Below are 15,554 nucleotides of genomic sequence, written 5' to 3' on the forward strand. Positions count from 1 at the left end.
GGTTATTTCTCCACCTTTTCCAAATTTCCTCCCGGCCCGCGCCGGTAAACCTCAACGGTGCTTTTCCGGTACACTTCGATTTCGGGAAGCGGCGCGCTTTCGGTGCGTGTGGTCTGACGTCTGGAAACATAGGACGAGCCGCCGGATCTGGCCGCCTGCGCGGACTCTTCCATGCTTGCCAGCAGTTTCGAGACCTCGGGATCATCGGCAATCCTGTAGGACGAACCGCCGCCGCGCGGGGTAAGTGACGGAGTTGCGGCCTGGTGCGCGGGTGCTGTGGGTCGTTGCGCCGGGGTGTTCACCTTCGTCTTGCCCGCTCCTGCCGCGCGGGCGACGAGCGCGGTAATTGACTCGCCTGCAAACGTGTCGGCGGAAGCAACGGTTCCCACCTTTCCGCGCGGACGGACAAAGGATTTCTCCGTTTCGGTTGTAGCCTGCGCCTGGGTGACACCCGCTTTCCCGCCACTCCGTGTCCCGGTTTCACCGGCGGCTCCTCCCAGATAGGCGGCCTGAACCGCCGGATCGTTCAACAGGGCCTCGGCGCCGTTCTGGCCCGTGATTTCGCCATTTTCTAAAAGAAAGCCGCGATCCGCAATCGCCAGGGACTGCTTGGCATTCTGCTCGACAAGCAGGACGCCCATGCCGCTCTCGGTAATGTGCTTCAGGCTCTGGAAGAGTTCCTTGCACAGGATTGGCGACAAGCCGAGGGACGGCTCATCCAGCATCAGGATCTTCGGATCCGCCATGATGGCGCGGCCGATGGCAACCATCTGCTGTTCACCGCCCGACATGGTCCGGGCAATCTGGCTGCGGCGTTCCTTCAACTTCGGGAACAGGTCATAGACCCGGGCGAGATTTTCCTGCTGTCGCAAACGAGCGTGCTTCGAATAGGCCCCAAGCTGCAGGTTCTCCCCGACCGTCAGGTCACCGAAGATCCCACGGCCTTCGGGGACGAAAGCGATGCCGCGCTCGACGATCTCGTCCGGCGTGACGCCCGCCAGGGGCTCGCCGTCGAGGAAGACATCTCCCTGGACCTGGCCCTCGCACATGCCGGCCACGGCGCGCAGTAGCGTGCTCTTACCCGCCCCGTTTGCTCCGAGAATGACGACGATTTCGCCTTCGTCGACATCGATGGACACACCGGCGAGAGCCCTGTGCATGCCGTAGGCGGCAGAGAGATTATGAATTTCCAGCATCATTCATCCCCCAGATAGGCCCGGATCACCTCCGGATCCGACAGGACGTCATGGGGCGTTCCTTCGGCGATCTTGGCGCCGGAATTCATCACCACACAGCGATCGCACAGGGACCGGATCGCATCCATCACATGTTCCACGAGAATGATGGTGCGTCCTTCCCGGCGCAGTTCCGAGATCAACTCGATGCCCTGCTGCAATTCGGTCGGATTGAGCCCAGCCAGCCATTCGTCAAGGAGCAGGACCTCCGGCTCTCCGGCAAGCGCACGGGCCAACTCCAGGCGCTTCTGGTCGATATAGGTCAGCGATCCGACCGGCAGGTGCATGTGTTCGCCGAGCCCGATCCGCTCCAGCAAACCCCGTGCGAACGTTTCCGCTTCCGCGCCCCAGCGTTTGCGATAGCCGAAAGCCGCACCCGCAACCACATTGTCGACGAGGCTCAAACCCGGAAGCACGCGGACGAGCTGGAAGGTGCGGGAAACGCCGAGCCGGGCGATCTGGTGGGCCGCCAGGCCGCTTAGCCGCTGGCCGTTCATGGTGATCGATCCGCCCGACGGCGGAAAGGCCCCGGAGATGAGGTTCATCGTCGTGGTCTTGCCCGAACCATTCGGCCCGATCAGCCCCAGAACCTCATGTTCGTGAACATCGAAGGTCATGTTATCGACGGCAACAAGACCGCCGAAGCGTTTGGTCAGGCCCTGAACCTTGAGAAGGGTACGTCCCGGCTTGGTCATCCGTGCCTCCTCTTAACGAGCTTTTCAATGAGACCGACGAAACCGTTCGGGATGAAATAGACGATCAGCAGGAACGACAGGCCGAGGTAAAAGGTCGTCGCGTTGGGAAACGATACGCTGATTGTTTCCCAGATAAGCGTAAAGGGAATGACGCCGACGATCGGGCCCCAAAGCCGCTGGGTTCCTCCGAGCAGCGCCATGATCACGACCAGGAAGCTGAGTTCGGGCGAAAACACCAGGTTGGGCTCGATGTAGGAATAACGCGGCGCGATCACCACGCCGACCAGCGCCGTGAAATAGCCGGTGACCATGAAGAGCGCGACTTTGGCTGCGGCCGTGTTGATGCCGAGGTGTTTGGCAACGCCCTCGTCATTGCCGATGATCTTCATGGCAAAGCCCAGGCGCGACCGCTCGATCAGCCAGCCAATCAGATAGACGACAGCCGCGATGGCGAGCAGCATCCAGTAGATGTGGGCTTCGGTGAAATCCGTCAGGACGTAGAGACCGCGCGAGCCGAGGAAATTGTTCTGAACCCAGGACACGAGGCCCCGGATCATTTCAGCAAGTCCAAGCGTGAAGATCACGAAGTAGATCCCCGACAAGCGCAACGTCGCGGCCCCGACCAAGGCGGCCAGGACGACGGCAACGAAAGGCGCGACCGCGGCCATGACCCAGAAGCTGATGTCATAGTCGCTCATGCCGGTGGCCACCAGATAACCCCCGATCCCGAAGAACGCACCTGTTGCCAGCGAGATATAGTGGGTCGGCCCGGAAAACAGGGTCCAGGCGGTGGCGAGCGCGATATACATCATCGCCGTCACCGCGATCGACAGCCAATATCCGTCGGTCGCCAGGGGAACGAGCGCCGCCAGGACCACAAGGCCGGCGGCCAGGCCGATTTCTTTCCAACCATTACCCGTCATGTCGTGCGCTTCCCGAACAGGCCCTGCGGGCGGAACAGAAGAATGCCGAGGAAGATCAGGTAAGCAGAAACGAGTGTCAGACCCGGATCGATCAAGGTGGCAACGGCGGTTTCGACAAGGCCGAGCAGCAAGGCGGCGATGATCGATCCGCGCATGTCGCCGACACCGCCCATGATGACGATGATCAGCGCCTTCATGGTGAAAATAACCCCGACGGATGCATCCAGAGTGATGAAGGTCGAAATCAGGGTGCCGCCGGCTGCCGTCACTGCCCCGCCGAGCGCAAAGGACAGGGCAGACATGCGGGGCACGTTGATGCCGACCAGCTTGGCAGCTTCCGTGTTGACCGATACAGCGCGGACCGCCGTTCCCGGACGGGTAAAGTTCAGCCACAGCACCAGCGCGACGCCGATGATCACGGCGACGACAAATGCAACGAACCTGTTCAGCGCGACCGTGGTGCCGAGAATTTCAAAGGGATTGGCGAGATAGGAGTAAGTGAAGTACTCCCCGTGGATCGCCACCATTATACCGACGAGCGCAAAGCTCATTCCGAACGTGGCCAGGATTGAATCGACCTCAAGCTGCCCCTGGTTCTTCGCGCGCCTGACGAGCGGGCGCAGCAGAAGCTGGTAGATCAGCCAGTTGCCGATGAAGGCGAGCGGCGCGACCATGATCATGGTCAGAACTGGACTGAGTTGAGCTGCGGTGAAGAGCCAGAAGGCGGCCAATGCGCCAAGTACCAGCATTTCACCGCTGGCCAGATTCATGATGCGGGCAACGCCATATTGCAAGTTGAGCCCCATCGCCACGAGCGCGTAGGTGCCGCCAAGCAACAGGCCGGAAACCAGAATATCCATCTTGGTCTGCTTGTTCGATCGAAGGGAGAACCCGGGCCTCGCATGGGCCCGGATTCAACAATGTTCGGATTCAGCGGAAGGTTAGTTCCAGCCTTCCTTCAGGCGAACCGGTGCTGCACCGTCGATATTGACAGCGTCGACACCACGGAAGACGCCGTCCTGCCACTGGCCGACGGTCCAGTACTTGCGGGAATTCTGGCCCTCGAACTTCAGCTCACCCATGACGGTGTCGAAGCTGTTGTCCTTGATGTACTGGGTGACCTTTTCGCGATCGGCTTCGCCAACGCCTTCGATCGCCTGTGCAAGTACTTCCAGAGCGGCGTAGGTGTTGGCGGATGCCCAGTAATCCGGCTCCTTGCCGGTGACTTCCTTGTGCCGTTTGCGGTAGTCGGCAATCTTCGGATCGTCCGGGTTGGTACCACCGGCGCCAAGGACGTTGTTGATCTTGGAACCGAACTTGCCGCCATAGGCCGGGAAGGCAGTGGCCACGGCCGTATAGAAGGCCTTGACCTGGAAGTCCTCGATAACCGCCTGCTCAGTCAGACCGAACGTATCAGGCGGGTAGGACCATGCAACGAAGGCATCCGGATTGGTTGCCTTGGCACCCTTGATGATCGGGGAAAGGTCGGGGGTACCGAGCGGATAAGACTTGTCGTAGACGATCTCGAACCCTGCTTCGGTGAAGAGCGGACGGGCCACTTCCGCCAGTTCGATACCAAAGGCATCCGCAACGTTGACCATGGCGACCTTGTTGCCGATGTCGCCCTTTTCACGAAGGCCGGAAAGCACGTTGACCACGCCCTGCACGAAATCGGTCGTCGACCCGAGCGTGAAGAACAGGCCGGGGTAGCGGCCGGTCAGCTCGCCGATCTGATCGCTGATCGATGTCACCGCGATTTGCGGATAGCCGTACTTGGCGTAGATCGGCGCGGCGGCGACATTGAAGCCGGTTCCATAAGGCGCGATGATGAAATCGACCTTGTCCTGGGTCGCCAGGCGCTGAGCGGCCTTGATGTGCTCGCCCGGGTTGGTCTTGTCATCATACTCGATGATCTCGACCATCTTCTGGCCGTCCTTGAGCTTCAGACCGCCACGGTCGTTCACTTCCTTGGCCCACAGTTCGATGTTCGGCCACTGCGATACGGTGGCGCCACCGGCTAGCGGACCGGTCTTCGGAGCGACCGCCCCGATCTTGATCGTATCAGCGGCAAGCGCGGAAAAAGAAAGCAGGCTGGCCGTCGTAATAGCCGCCAGGCCCGTCGACAAACGGGCAATCACTTCACGTCTGTTCATGTCACTCCTCCCTGAGCAGACCGGCGCCTCATGCATGTCTCCCGAAGCATGAACGCCAACCATCCGAATTTATGCATTCTGGATCCATATTGACAAGAGCTATTCGTGTTTAACGCAGTTTTTGACGGATTTTCCTTAATTCAACCGTATAAATGGATCCATATTGACAGTTCATGTATCCAAAAATTATAGTGCTTCAATGAAAAGTTATGCGGATAGCGAGCCGGTCCTCGAGGCGATCGAATCCCTCGAAGGGCCCGCGAATTCCACTGGAGGCCAGACAACATCCGACAAACGGGTGCTGACGGCGCTCCGCAGGCTGATCATGGATGGCAGCATACCTTCCGGCGCGAAGATCACCGAAGTCGGCCTGTCATCGCTGCTGAAAGTATCGCGCACCCCCATTCGCCTGGCGCTCAAGACCCTTGAAGTCGAAGGCCTGATCCAGAAACGGGACGGCCGTGGCTATACCGTCTGCGATCTCGATTTCGACGATCTGTCCAAAGCCTATGAAGTCCGAGGTGTCCTGGAGGGGCTCGCCGCCCGACGCCTGGCCATGAGCGGCCTCACCACGGATGCGGACATCAAAATCCGCCGGTCACTGCAAATGACGGGCGAAGCCGTCGGCCTGATCGGCGCCCATGACTTTCGCGGCGTAGACCTGTACCAGGAAGGCAATACGCTTTTTCACGAAACGATCCTGGACGCGTGCGACAACACCTTTGTCCCCTTTACGCTGACCCGGCTGGAAAACCTGCCTCTCGTCAAGCCGGGCACGCTGGTCTTCAATTCGGAAAATTTCGATATGGAATTCCAGCGCCTGACCATCGGTCACGGCCAGCACCTGATCGTCTTCGACGCCATTACAAAAAGAGATCCGGCACGAGCAGAAGCCATGATGCGGGAGCATTCCCACGCGACCGTCAATTATTCTATGCTGTTTTCGAAATAAGACCGCACCGATCCAGGTCGATTACAGCCGGTCGAATTCTTCTAAAATATCGAGCAGACGATCCACGGTCTCCTTGCCGAGCACGGTTTCGATATGTGCAGCAAGCCGTTGCGCCTCGTCCAGATTGTCGAGAATGATCTGTTGACCCGCCGGGGTTATGGCGACCGTCTGGCGGCGGCGGTCAGACGGATCGGCCTGCCGGGTCACCAGCCCCTTTTCGAGCAGCGTCTGAACAATTCGCGTCTGGCTCGGCAGGAGCAGGCTGGCGTTCTCAGACAACTTTGTCGAATCGAGTGGTCCCAACTCATCCAGGACGCGCAAAATGCGCCACTGCTGTTCGGTCAGGCCTGAGTTCGACAGCATTTCCCTGATCGGGCCCATGACCTTTTCACGCGCCCGGATCAACGCGATCGGCAAGGACCGCGCCGTCGATGGCAACTTGCGGTCGTTAAGGCTGTCTGATTCTCCGTCCATAATCTGATAAATATCGGCTTATTTCCAAGATTCATACCCATTGATTGACAAGCTTCAAAATATTATTTAACATATTAAATAATAACAAAACGGGAGGATGATGTGCCCCATATCATCATCGAATATTCAGCCAATCTGGAAGCCACGCTCGACATGGCGGCCTTTTGCGAACATCTGCGCAAGACGGCCGCGGGCATTGACGCCTTTCCAACGCCGGGTATCCGGGTCCGGGCGTTCAAAGCGGACTACTACGCTATCGCCGACGGCAATCCGGATCACGCCTTCCTCGACATTTCCCTGCGCCTGAGAGGCGGCCGCTCCGACGAGGTCAAGAAGGCCTCGACGGAAGAAATGTTCGCCGCCATCACGTCCTATCTCGCCCCTACGCTCGAAAGCCGGTCGCTCGCCGTCTCGTTTGAAATGCGCGACATCGATCCGGAACTTTCGCCCAAGACCGGAACAATCCGCAAGTACCTGAAGGATTCTTGAAACATGTCCGACCTCAACCAGAATATCGAAAAACTGGCCGGCTATCTGAAACGATTTCAGGACGTCGGTGTCCTCAACCAGATCGGCGGCAAAGCCGTTTCGGCCGCAAGCGGCGCAACCTTCGAAAACCGCTCGCCCGTTGATGACAGCCTGATCTGCCAGGTCGCCAAAGGCGGTGCTGCCGATATCGACGCCGCGGCCAAGGCGGCAAAGGATGCCTTCCCTGCCTGGCGCGATATGCCTGCGACTGAACGCAAGAAGATCCTGCACAAGATCGCCGACAAGATCGTGGAACGAGCCGAGGAAATCGCCTTCTGCGAATGTTGGGATACCGGACAGGCCCTGCGCTTCATGTCAAAGGCCGCCCTTCGCGGGGCCGAAAACTTCCGCTTCTTCGCCGATCGGGCTCCTGCGGCCCGCGACGGTCAGGCCCTGCCCTCCCCGACCCTATTGAACGTCACCACGCGACTTCCGATCGGCCCGGTCGGCGTAATCACGCCGTGGAATACGCCGTTCATGCTGTCGACCTGGAAGATTGCGCCTGCGCTCGCCGCAGGCTGCACGGTGGTTCATAAGCCCGCTGAGTTTTCCCCAGTGACGGCCCGTATTCTGATGGAAATCGCCGAAGACGCCGGCCTGCCGGCAGGCGTCTGGAACCTTGTCAACGGCTTCGGCGAAGACGCCGGCAAGGCGTTGACCGAACATCCGGACATCAAGGCAATCGCCTTTGTCGGTGAAAGCAAGACCGGCTCCATGATCATGAAACAGGGTGCGGACACCCTGAAGCGCGTGCACTTCGAGCTCGGTGGCAAGAACCCGGTCATCGTCTTCGACGATGCCGATCTCGACCGGGCGCTCGATGCGGCGATCTTCATGATCTACTCGCTCAACGGCGAACGCTGCACATCTTCCTCGCGGCTTCTGGTGCAGGATACGATCGCCGACGAATTCGAGGCAAAGCTGGTCGAACGGGTCAACAACATCAAGGTCGGCCACCCGCTCGACCCTAAGACCGAGATCGGTCCGTTGATCCACAAGACCCATTTCGACAAGGTCACCAGCTATTTCGACATTGCCCGCGAAGGCGGTGCGACGGTTGCCGCTGGCGGCGAACGCGCGGGCGACACCGGCTGGTTCGTCCGGCCAACCCTGTTCACCGGTGCGAGCAACGACATGCGCATTGCCCAGGAGGAGATCTTCGGGCCGGTGCTGACGTCGATCCGCTTCAAGACCGAAGAGGAAGCGCTGGAGATTGCCAATGCCGTCCAGTACGGGCTGACCGGTTACGTCTGGACCAACGACCTGAGCCGCGCCCTTCGTTTCACCGCGAAACTCGAGGCCGGGATGATCTGGGTGAATTCAGAAAACGTCCGTCACCTGCCGACTCCCTTCGGCGGCGTCAAGGCCAGCGGCATCGGCCGTGACGGCGGCGACTGGTCGTTCGAATTCTACATGGAACAGAAACACATCGGTTTTGCGACCGGCCAGCACGCCATCCCGCGGCTCGGCGCGTAACAAATAAAAAGGAAAACACCCATGCCGATACCGGCTCCGAACCTCTATCCGCCGTTCAACATCGTCCGCCTGAGCCATGTCGAATTCGGCGTCACGGACCTGGCCAAGAGCAAGGCCTTTTATGTCGACACACTCGGTCTGCAGATCACCGACCAGACCGACGATGCGATCTACCTGCGCGCCATGGAAGAACGCGGGCATCACTGCATTGTTTTGAGACAGGCAGAGGAAGCCCGCGCCTGTGAGCTCGGCTTTAAGGTCTTCGGCGAGGAAGACTTGGAAAAGGCCGCGCATTTCTTCAAGTCGAAGGATCTGCCGGTTGAATGGGTCGAACGCCCCTACCAGTCCCGCACGTTCCGGACCCGGGACAATTTCGGAACGCCGCTGGAGTTCTACGCGCGCATGGACCGGCTTGAGCCGATCCACCAGAAATATGCGCTCTACAAGGGCGTCAAGCCGCTGCGCATCGACCATTTCAACTGCTTCACGCCGGATGTCGATGCCTCGGTCGCCTTCTACAACGAACTCGGCTTCCGCGTGACCGAATATACCGAGGACGAAGTCAGCGGCCGCCTTTGGGCCGCCTGGACCCACCGCAAGGGCGGCGTGCATGACATTGCCTTCACCAACGGCCGTGGCCCCCGCCTGCATCACACGGCCTTCTGGGTGCCGACCCCGCTCAACATCATCGACCTGCTTGACCTGATGTCCACCACCGGCTGGGTCTCCAATATCGAGCGCGGCCCTGGACGCCATGGCATTTCCAATGCTTTCTTCCTCTATATCCGCGACCCGGACGGGCATCGAATCGAGATCTACTGTTCCGACTACCAGACCGTCGATCCGGATCTGGAGCCCATCAAATGGGACCTGAAGGATCCGCAACGCCAGACCCTGTGGGGAGCGCCTGCGCCTCGTAGCTGGTTCGAGGAAGGCTCGCTGTTTGCCGGTGCCGAGGTTCGGGAACCGACGCTGGCGGCCCAACCGATCATCGCGCCTTGAGGTAAGATTTATGAACTGGGAGGATTTCGCCCGCTGGGGGCGCCGGATAGCGGACTGGGGCGCGGCCTATCACAAGGGACTGCGCGACCGACCCGTCCGGGCACAGGTGAAGCCGGGCGACCTGCTCGCTCGGCTGCCCCAATCGCCACCCGAAACGGGCGAACCGATGGACGCGATTTTCGCGGACTTCGAGAACCTGGTGCTGCCGGGCATGACCCATTGGCAGCACCCGCGGTTTTTCGCCTACTTTCCGGCAAATGCCGCTCCGCCCTCGGTTCTGGCGGAATATATCGTCTCCACCATGGCCGCCCAGTGCATGCTCTGGCAGACGTCTCCTGCGGCAACGGAAATGGAAACCCGGATGCTCGACTGGCTTCGACAGGCCGTTGGGCTGCCGGACACCTTTGCCGGCGTCATCCAGGACAGCGCTTCTTCCGCAACCCTGGCGGCCGTGCTGACCATGCGCGAGAAGGCGCTCGGCTGGGATGGCAATAAAAAGGGCCTGTTCGATCAGCCGCGTCTGCGCATCTATGCCTCGGGAGAAGTCCACACCTCCGTCGACCGGGCCATGTGGGTGTCCGGCATCGGCCAGGACAATCTCATCCGGATCCCGGTCGAAGGCGATCGGCGCGGCATGCAGCCGGAGGCGTTGCGCAAGGCAATCAGAGCGGATTTGCAGGCAGGCTTCAAACCTGCCGGTATTATTCTGAGTACCGGCGGCACAAGCATCGGCGGCTCCGATGACATCGCCGCCTGTATCGGAGTGGCGAAAGAGTTCGATCTCTACACCCATCTCGACGCGGCCTGGGCCGGTGCGGCCATGATCGTTCCGGAGTTCCGCGACCTGTGGCAGGGCGTGGACGGGGTGGATTCCATGGTCTTCAACCCGCACAAATGGCTCGGCGCCCAGTTCGACTGTTCGGCGCATTTCCTGAAAAACCCGGACGACCTGGTGCGCACGCTGGCGATCCGGCCGGAGTTCCTGAAGACCCACGGCCATGACGGGATGATCAATTATTCCGAATGGTCGGTTCCCCTCGGCCGCCGCTTCCGGGCCCTGAAGTTGTGGTTCCTGATCCGCAGCTACGGTCTGGAGGATCTGCGCCAACGGATCCGCAATCATGTGAGCTGGTCAAAAGCACTTGCCGGACGGCTGCGCGCGGAGCCGGACTTCGAGATCATTACCGAACCGGTGCTGTCCCTGTTTTCGTTCCGATATGCGCCAAACGGTGCGGCCGATTTCGATGCTCTCAACCAGCACCTGGTCGATGCCATCAATGACGACGGCCGCATCTACATCACGCAAACCCTTTTCGAGGGCAAGAAAGTGATCCGCTTCCAGGTCGGCCAGTTCGACTGTACCGAAGCGGATGTCGCTGCCGCCTTCGACGTTATCACCGAAATTGCCCGCTCCCTGGAGACATAATGACCAAGTTCGCGACCTATACCGCCAACGGCGAAACCTTCTACGGCGCGGTGACAGATGCCGGCATGATCGCCCTGTCGCCCGAATTCCCCCAATGGCCCTCCCTGCGGGAAGTTATTGCTGCGAATGCGCTTTCTGAACTGGAAAAGGCTGCAGACGGTAAAGCCGTTACCCATCCGAACGGCAGTTTTGCCTACGAAATCCCCGTTCCCGCTCCGGAAAAGATCATTTGTGTCGGAGTCAATTTCCCGGACAGGAACGCTGAATACAAGGACGGCCAGGAAGCGCCGCCGAACATGTCGCTGTTCATCCGCTTCCCCGGCTCCTTCACCGGGCACGACCGGCCGCTGATCCGGCCGAAGGCTTCCGACAAGCTGGATTACGAAGGCGAAATCGCCATCGTCATCGGCAAGGGTGGCCGGCATATCTCCCAGGCTGACGCCTATGACCATATCGCCGCCGTCACGCTCTGCAACGAGGGTACGCTCCGGGACTGGGTGCGCCATGCCAAGTTCAACGTCACCCAGGGCAAGAATTTCGATCAATCCGGCGCGATGGGCCCTTGGCTCGTTCCCTTCACGTCGAAGGACCAGCTTGAGGACGTGCGGATCACCACGAAGGTCAACGGTGAGCTGCGCCAGGACGATCGCACCAGCCGGATGCTGTTTCCGATCCCGCGCCAGATCGAATACATTTCTACCTTTACCACGCTCAAGCCCGGCGACATCATCGTCACCGGCACACCGACCGGTGCCGGCGCGCGCTTCGATCCGCCGATCTTCCTGAAACCCGGAGATGTGGTTGAAATTGAGGTCGACGGCATCGGCATGCTGCGCAGCGGCGTGGAGGATGAAGCATGACGCTCTCGAAAGACGACGTTACGGCTGCGGCTCGGGACCTCTATGAGGCGGAAAAGTCCGGTAAGCAGATCGGACTTCTTTCTCTGCGCCATCCGGGCATGACCATGGACGATGCCTATGCGGTTCAGGATGCCTTGACGGCTCACAAGATTGCGGCTGGACGAACGGTGATCGGCTGGAAGATCGGCCTCACCTCAAAGGCCATGCAGCAGGCGCTCAACATCGATATTCCCGACAGCGGGATCCTGTTCGACGACATGCTGTTTGCAAATGGCGCGGCCGTTCCGAAAGGCCGGTTCATCCAGCCGCGCATGGAAGCCGAGATCGCCTTCGTCATGAAGGCAGATGTGCCGACCGAAAACGTTACCCGGGCTGATGTGCTGGCTGCGACTGACTATGTTACGCCCAGTATCGAAATCCTCGACACACGTATCCTGCGCAAGGATCCGGAGACAGGCGAAGCCCGCAAGATCTTCGACACCATCGCCGACAACGCAGCCAATGCCGGTCTCGTCCTTGGCAGCGAAAAACATACGGTCGACGCGGTCGACCTTCGCTGGGTCGGCGCCATCGTCACCAACAATGGCGAGGTGGAAGAAACCGGCCTCGGCGCCGGTGTGCTCAACGACCCCGTCGAGAGCGTGGTCTGGCTCGCCCGGCGCATGGCGCTTTACGGTCAGCAGATCAAGGCCGGGCAAATCATCCTCTCCGGTTCCTTCATCCGTCCGCTGGAATGCTCGCCGGGCTCGAAAATCGAGGCCGATTTTGGGGCCTTCGGCAAGGTTAGTTGCACGTTCGAATAGACCAGACCTGACGAGGAGCCGACTGCCCGGCTGTTACCGCCGTAGTCAACAGAGTTGTGAAATAAGGCCGGAACCTGCTATAGGCGAGGTTTCCCGATCGCGGGAATACAGTCAAAACGGCAAGGCGGTTCGTGTCTCTTTCTCAAGGTTCCGGTCAGTCCCGGCTCCCTCTTGCAGGGATCCTCTTCAAGTCCAAAGATCCGGTCAACAGCCTCCTGGAGGATGTCAGCCGGACACTTGCTGCGCGCGGCCTGAACCTTGCCGGCGTCCTGCAGCAATCAGCGATCCCTGAAGGGCGCAGCGAAAAAAATGTCTGCCTCGCGAGCCTGAGAGACAGCTGGCAGATGCCGGTTCTGCAAGACCGTGGTGCGCATGCCCAGGGCTGCCGCCTGGACCCGCATGCGATCACCGATGTCGCCGGCCGGCTTTCTGCCGACCTGATCGCGGGCGCCGACATGCTGATCGTCAATCGTTTCGGCCGAGCGGAATCGGAAGGCTATGGACTTCGTCAGGTTCTGGAGCAGGCGGTCTGTGCCGAGATCCCGGTCCTTCTTGCCGTGCGCGAGGACTATGTCTCCGCCTGGGAAGAGTTTCATGGCGGCATGGGTGAACTGCTGCCGTTGGATCGGGACGCGGTTCTGTCCTGGTGCGATGCTGTTTGCGAACCGGTGAAAAGCCCCGCCTGACGGTCTCAACCGAGTTCTTCGGTCGTCAGGATCGGCGCCACATCGAGCTTGTGCGCATTTAACATTTCCGCGATCTCCTCGATTGCATCGACGAGCACCTTTTGCTTTTCCGGCGAGCAGTTTGCGAACTTTTCCTGAAAATCCACATGAAGCAGGCTCGGGACCTCTGAAAGGATCGCGTGGCCCTGGTCGGTCAAACGCGTATGGACAATTCGGCGATCGGTATCCGAGCGATACCGCGTGATCAGTCCCTTCTCCTCCAGCTTGTCGAGGATCGTGACCACGGTCGCTGACGACAGGTCTGCCTGTTCGGACAAAGCTTTTGTCGTGACCTGTCCCAGGTCGCGGATGGCCTGAAGAACGACGATCTGCGGAATGGTCAGGCCAACGGCACGGGATACCTGCCGAGACCGCAAATCGATTGCCCTGACGATGCGCCTGATCGCCTTGAAGACCTTTGCTGTTTCCCCGCTTTCCATATTTATAGCTCTGATAATTTGACCTCTAATGATTTGATCCCTATGTATTGCGCCAACAGCAAACTGACAAGGAAAAAGCGATTCAATGTGTGGCATTTGCGGTGAAGTGGTATTTGGAGACGACCTGGCGAACACGGCCCGGGTCGACAGAATGGCGCGGGCCATGGCTGCCCGCGGCCCCGATGCCATGGGCGTTTCCATGCGCGGCCGCGTCGCCTTCGGCCATCGCCGCCTGAAAATCATCGACCTGTCCGACAAGGGCGCTCAACCGATGACCGACATGTCCCTCGGTCTGTCGCTGGTTTTCAACGGCTGCATCTACAATTACCAGGACCTGCGCCAGGAATTGCTGGAAAAAGGTCATTCCTTCGTGTCGACCAGCGATACGGAAGTCATCCTGAAAGCCTGGGCGGAATGGGGAGCGGACTGTTTTTCGCGGTTCCACGGCATGTTTGCCGTCGCGATCCATGAGCATGACAGCGGCCGGTTGCATCTCGCCCGCGACCGGTTCGGCATCAAGCCGCTGTATTATACCGAAGGCGGCGGACGCCTGGCCTTTGCATCGTCGCTCCCTGCCCTGCTCGCCGGCGGCGATGTCGATACGTCAATCGACCGGATTGCGCTCAATCACTACATGAATTGGCACGCGGTGGTCCCGGCGCCTCACACCATCCTGAAAGGTGTCCGCAAGCTGCCGGCCGCCACGGTGAGGACGATCGACAAGAACGGCGCTTTCAAGGACGTCACCTATTGGGAGCCGCGCTTTGAAAAATCGTCCGAAGACCTGAACCGCTCCGCGGAAGAATGGCGGGACATGGTTCTCGACGGCCTGCGCACGGCGGTCCGCCGTCGGATGGTAGCCGATGTGCCGGTCGGCGTGCTCCTGTCGGGCGGTGTCGATTCCAGCCTGATCGTCGGCCTGCTGGCGGAAGAAGGTCAGAAGGACCTGGCGACCTTTTCCATCGGGTTTGAGGAAGCCAATGGCGAAAAGGGCGATGAGTTCGTCTATTCCGACCTGATCGCCGATCACTACGGCACCGATCACAAGAAGATCTTCATCCCCTCGTCCGAGTTGCAGGGCAATCTGCCCGGTGCGATCAAGGCGATGTCGGAGCCGATGGTCTCCTACGACAATATCGGCTTCTATCTGCTGTCCCGGGAAGTCTCCAAATACATCAAGGTGGTCCAGTCGGGCCAGGGCGCGGACGAGGTCTTTGCCGGTTATCACTGGTATCCGGAAATGGTCGGCGCCAATACGCCTGCCGCCTCCTATCGAGATGCCTTCTTCGATCGCTCCTTCAAGGCGATGAACGAAGCGATCTCGCCGGAGTATCACTGCGACCGCGACGAGAGCCTTGCCTTCGTCGAACAGCATTTTGCCAAGCCGGGTGCGGACGATCCGGTCGACAAGGCGCTTCGCCTTGATACCAATGTCATGTTGGTGGACGACCCTGTCAAACGGGTCGACAACCATTCCATGGCGTGGGGCCTGGAGGCGCGCGTGCCGTTCCTCGATCATGAGCTTGTGGAACTCGCCGGGCGCATTCCGGCCGAACACAAACTCGCCCAGGGCGGCAAGGGCGTCTTGAAGGAAGCGGCCCGCCTCGTCGTTCCTTCCGAAGTCATCGACCGGCCCAAGGGATACTTCCCGGTCCCGGCCCTGAAATACATCCAGGGCAGCTATCTGGACATGGTCCGCGATACCCTGACTAACGATGCCGCCCGCAGCCGCGGGCTTTTCCAGGAGGCTTATCTGGACAAGCTGTTCAAGGATCCGACCAAATACATCACAAAGCTGCGCGGCTCCGAACTCTGGCAGGCTGCGCTTCTGGAAATGTGGTTGCAGACTCAGGAGGTCTGAA

General features: G+C 59.9%; 16 protein-coding genes. 9 read left to right on the forward strand and 7 right to left on the reverse strand.

Annotated features, from left to right (window positions below; all coding sequences use genetic code 11):
- Positions 1–2: 2 nt before the first annotated feature.
- From ABIN98_RS26525 to ABIN98_RS26545, 5 genes are all read right to left on the reverse strand, one after another.
- Positions 3–1,199 carry an ABC transporter ATP-binding protein gene (locus ABIN98_RS26525; protein WP_346914847.1) on the reverse strand — a complete coding sequence of 399 codons (1,197 nt, stop codon included), beginning with the start codon at positions 1,197–1,199 and terminating at the stop codon, positions 3–5.
- Positions 1,196–1,930, reverse strand: a complete 735-nt coding sequence (locus ABIN98_RS26530) for an ABC transporter ATP-binding protein (RefSeq protein WP_346914849.1) — start codon at positions 1,928–1,930, stop codon at positions 1,196–1,198. Before ABIN98_RS26530 ends, ABIN98_RS26525 begins: the two co-directional genes overlap by 4 nt.
- A complete protein-coding gene (locus ABIN98_RS26535; RefSeq protein WP_346914851.1) occupies positions 1,927–2,853 on the reverse strand; it encodes a branched-chain amino acid ABC transporter permease in 927 nt (308 codons plus the stop codon). Before ABIN98_RS26535 ends, ABIN98_RS26530 begins: the two co-directional genes overlap by 4 nt.
- Positions 2,850–3,713 carry a branched-chain amino acid ABC transporter permease gene (locus tag ABIN98_RS26540; protein ID WP_346914853.1) on the reverse strand — a complete coding sequence of 288 codons (864 nt, stop codon included), beginning with the start codon at positions 3,711–3,713 and terminating at the stop codon, positions 2,850–2,852. The genes ABIN98_RS26535 and ABIN98_RS26540 overlap by 4 nt, the downstream gene beginning before the upstream one ends.
- An 81-nt stretch (positions 3,714–3,794) precedes the next feature.
- Positions 3,795–5,006 (reverse strand): amino acid ABC transporter substrate-binding protein, encoded by a 1,212-nt coding sequence (locus ABIN98_RS26545; protein ID WP_346914855.1) that lies wholly within the window; start codon positions 5,004–5,006, stop codon positions 3,795–3,797.
- A gap of 199 nt (positions 5,007–5,205) precedes the next feature.
- Between ABIN98_RS26545 and ABIN98_RS26550 the strand changes: the two genes are divergently transcribed.
- Positions 5,206–5,958, forward strand: coding sequence for a GntR family transcriptional regulator (locus tag ABIN98_RS26550; RefSeq protein WP_346914857.1), 753 nt, complete (start codon positions 5,206–5,208; stop codon positions 5,956–5,958).
- Between the two features lie 21 nt (positions 5,959–5,979).
- Here ABIN98_RS26550 and ABIN98_RS26555 read toward each other — a convergent pair whose 3' ends face one another.
- The gene (locus ABIN98_RS26555) at positions 5,980–6,339 is read right to left on the reverse strand and encodes a MarR family transcriptional regulator (protein ID WP_346914859.1); all 360 of its coding nucleotides are present in this window, start codon (positions 6,337–6,339) and stop codon (positions 5,980–5,982) included.
- Between the two features lie 195 nt (positions 6,340–6,534).
- Between ABIN98_RS26555 and ABIN98_RS26560 the strand changes: the two genes are divergently transcribed.
- From ABIN98_RS26560 to ABIN98_RS26590, 7 genes are all read left to right on the forward strand, one after another.
- Positions 6,535–6,921: a 5-carboxymethyl-2-hydroxymuconate Delta-isomerase gene (locus ABIN98_RS26560; protein ID WP_346914861.1), complete on the forward strand. Its 387-nt coding sequence runs from the start codon at positions 6,535–6,537 to the stop codon at positions 6,919–6,921.
- 3 nt (positions 6,922–6,924) lie between these two features.
- On the forward strand, positions 6,925–8,436 hold the full coding sequence (gene hpaE, locus ABIN98_RS26565; RefSeq protein ID WP_346914863.1) for a 5-carboxymethyl-2-hydroxymuconate semialdehyde dehydrogenase: 1,512 nt from the start codon (positions 6,925–6,927) through the stop codon (positions 8,434–8,436).
- 21 nt (positions 8,437–8,457) lie between these two features.
- A complete protein-coding gene (gene hpaD, locus ABIN98_RS26570; protein ID WP_346914865.1) occupies positions 8,458–9,438 on the forward strand; it encodes a 3,4-dihydroxyphenylacetate 2,3-dioxygenase in 981 nt (326 codons plus the stop codon).
- 10 nt (positions 9,439–9,448) lie between these two features.
- A complete protein-coding gene (locus ABIN98_RS26575; RefSeq protein WP_346914867.1) occupies positions 9,449–10,864 on the forward strand; it encodes a pyridoxal-dependent decarboxylase in 1,416 nt (471 codons plus the stop codon).
- Positions 10,864–11,724, forward strand: a complete 861-nt coding sequence (locus ABIN98_RS26580; RefSeq protein ID WP_346914868.1) for a fumarylacetoacetate hydrolase family protein — start codon at positions 10,864–10,866, stop codon at positions 11,722–11,724. The genes ABIN98_RS26575 and ABIN98_RS26580 overlap by 1 nt, the downstream gene beginning before the upstream one ends.
- Complete coding sequence (gene hpaH / locus ABIN98_RS26585) at positions 11,721–12,527, forward strand: 2-oxo-hept-4-ene-1,7-dioate hydratase (RefSeq protein ID WP_346914870.1); 807 nt, start codon at positions 11,721–11,723, stop codon at positions 12,525–12,527. The genes ABIN98_RS26580 and hpaH overlap by 4 nt, the downstream gene beginning before the upstream one ends.
- Before the next feature lie 131 nt (positions 12,528–12,658).
- On the forward strand, positions 12,659–13,213 hold the full coding sequence (locus ABIN98_RS26590) for a DUF2478 domain-containing protein (protein WP_346914872.1): 555 nt from the start codon (positions 12,659–12,661) through the stop codon (positions 13,211–13,213).
- Between the two features lie 5 nt (positions 13,214–13,218).
- Here ABIN98_RS26590 and ABIN98_RS26595 read toward each other — a convergent pair whose 3' ends face one another.
- Positions 13,219–13,692, reverse strand: a complete 474-nt coding sequence (locus ABIN98_RS26595) for a MarR family transcriptional regulator (protein WP_346914874.1) — start codon at positions 13,690–13,692, stop codon at positions 13,219–13,221.
- An 85-nt stretch (positions 13,693–13,777) separates the two neighbouring features.
- Here ABIN98_RS26595 and ABIN98_RS26600 point away from each other — a divergent pair, with 85 nt between their 5' ends.
- Positions 13,778–15,553 (forward strand): N-acetylglutaminylglutamine amidotransferase, encoded by a 1,776-nt coding sequence (locus tag ABIN98_RS26600; RefSeq protein ID WP_346914876.1) that lies wholly within the window; start codon positions 13,778–13,780, stop codon positions 15,551–15,553.
- Position 15,554 lies beyond the last annotated feature (1 nt).

The sequence above is a fragment of the uncultured Roseibium sp. genome (assembly GCF_963675095.2).
GTDB lineage: Bacteria > Pseudomonadota > Alphaproteobacteria > Rhizobiales > Stappiaceae > Roseibium.

Bases quoted from the DNA above. Each gene is read 5' to 3' on its own strand.
- ABIN98_RS26545 (WP_346914855.1), bottom strand. From the start codon at position 5,006: ATGAACAGACGTGAAGTGATTGCCCGTTTGTCGACGGGCCTGGCGGCT.
- hpaE (WP_346914863.1), top strand. From the start codon at position 6,925: ATGTCCGACCTCAACCAGAATATCGAAAAACTGGCCGGCTATCTGAAA.
- ABIN98_RS26580 (WP_346914868.1), top strand. From the start codon at position 10,864: ATGACCAAGTTCGCGACCTATACCGCCAACGGCGAAACCTTCTACGGC.
- ABIN98_RS26535 (WP_346914851.1), bottom strand. From the start codon at position 2,853: ATGACGGGTAATGGTTGGAAAGAAATCGGCCTGGCCGCCGGCCTTGTG.
- ABIN98_RS26600 (WP_346914876.1), top strand. From the start codon at position 13,778: ATGTGTGGCATTTGCGGTGAAGTGGTATTTGGAGACGACCTGGCGAAC.
- ABIN98_RS26525 (WP_346914847.1), bottom strand. From the start codon at position 1,199: ATGATGCTGGAAATTCATAATCTCTCTGCCGCCTACGGCATGCACAGG.
- ABIN98_RS26540 (WP_346914853.1), bottom strand. From the start codon at position 3,713: ATGGATATTCTGGTTTCCGGCCTGTTGCTTGGCGGCACCTACGCGCTC.
- ABIN98_RS26530 (WP_346914849.1), bottom strand. From the start codon at position 1,930: ATGACCAAGCCGGGACGTACCCTTCTCAAGGTTCAGGGCCTGACCAAA.
- ABIN98_RS26550 (WP_346914857.1), top strand. From the start codon at position 5,206: ATGAAAAGTTATGCGGATAGCGAGCCGGTCCTCGAGGCGATCGAATCC.
- ABIN98_RS26555 (WP_346914859.1), bottom strand. From the start codon at position 6,339: ATGGGCCCGATCAGGGAAATGCTGTCGAACTCAGGCCTGACCGAACAG.
- hpaH (WP_346914870.1), top strand. From the start codon at position 11,721: ATGACGCTCTCGAAAGACGACGTTACGGCTGCGGCTCGGGACCTCTAT.
- hpaD (WP_346914865.1), top strand. From the start codon at position 8,458: ATGCCGATACCGGCTCCGAACCTCTATCCGCCGTTCAACATCGTCCGC.
- ABIN98_RS26575 (WP_346914867.1), top strand. From the start codon at position 9,449: ATGAACTGGGAGGATTTCGCCCGCTGGGGGCGCCGGATAGCGGACTGG.
- ABIN98_RS26595 (WP_346914874.1), bottom strand. From the start codon at position 13,692: ATGGAAAGCGGGGAAACAGCAAAGGTCTTCAAGGCGATCAGGCGCATC.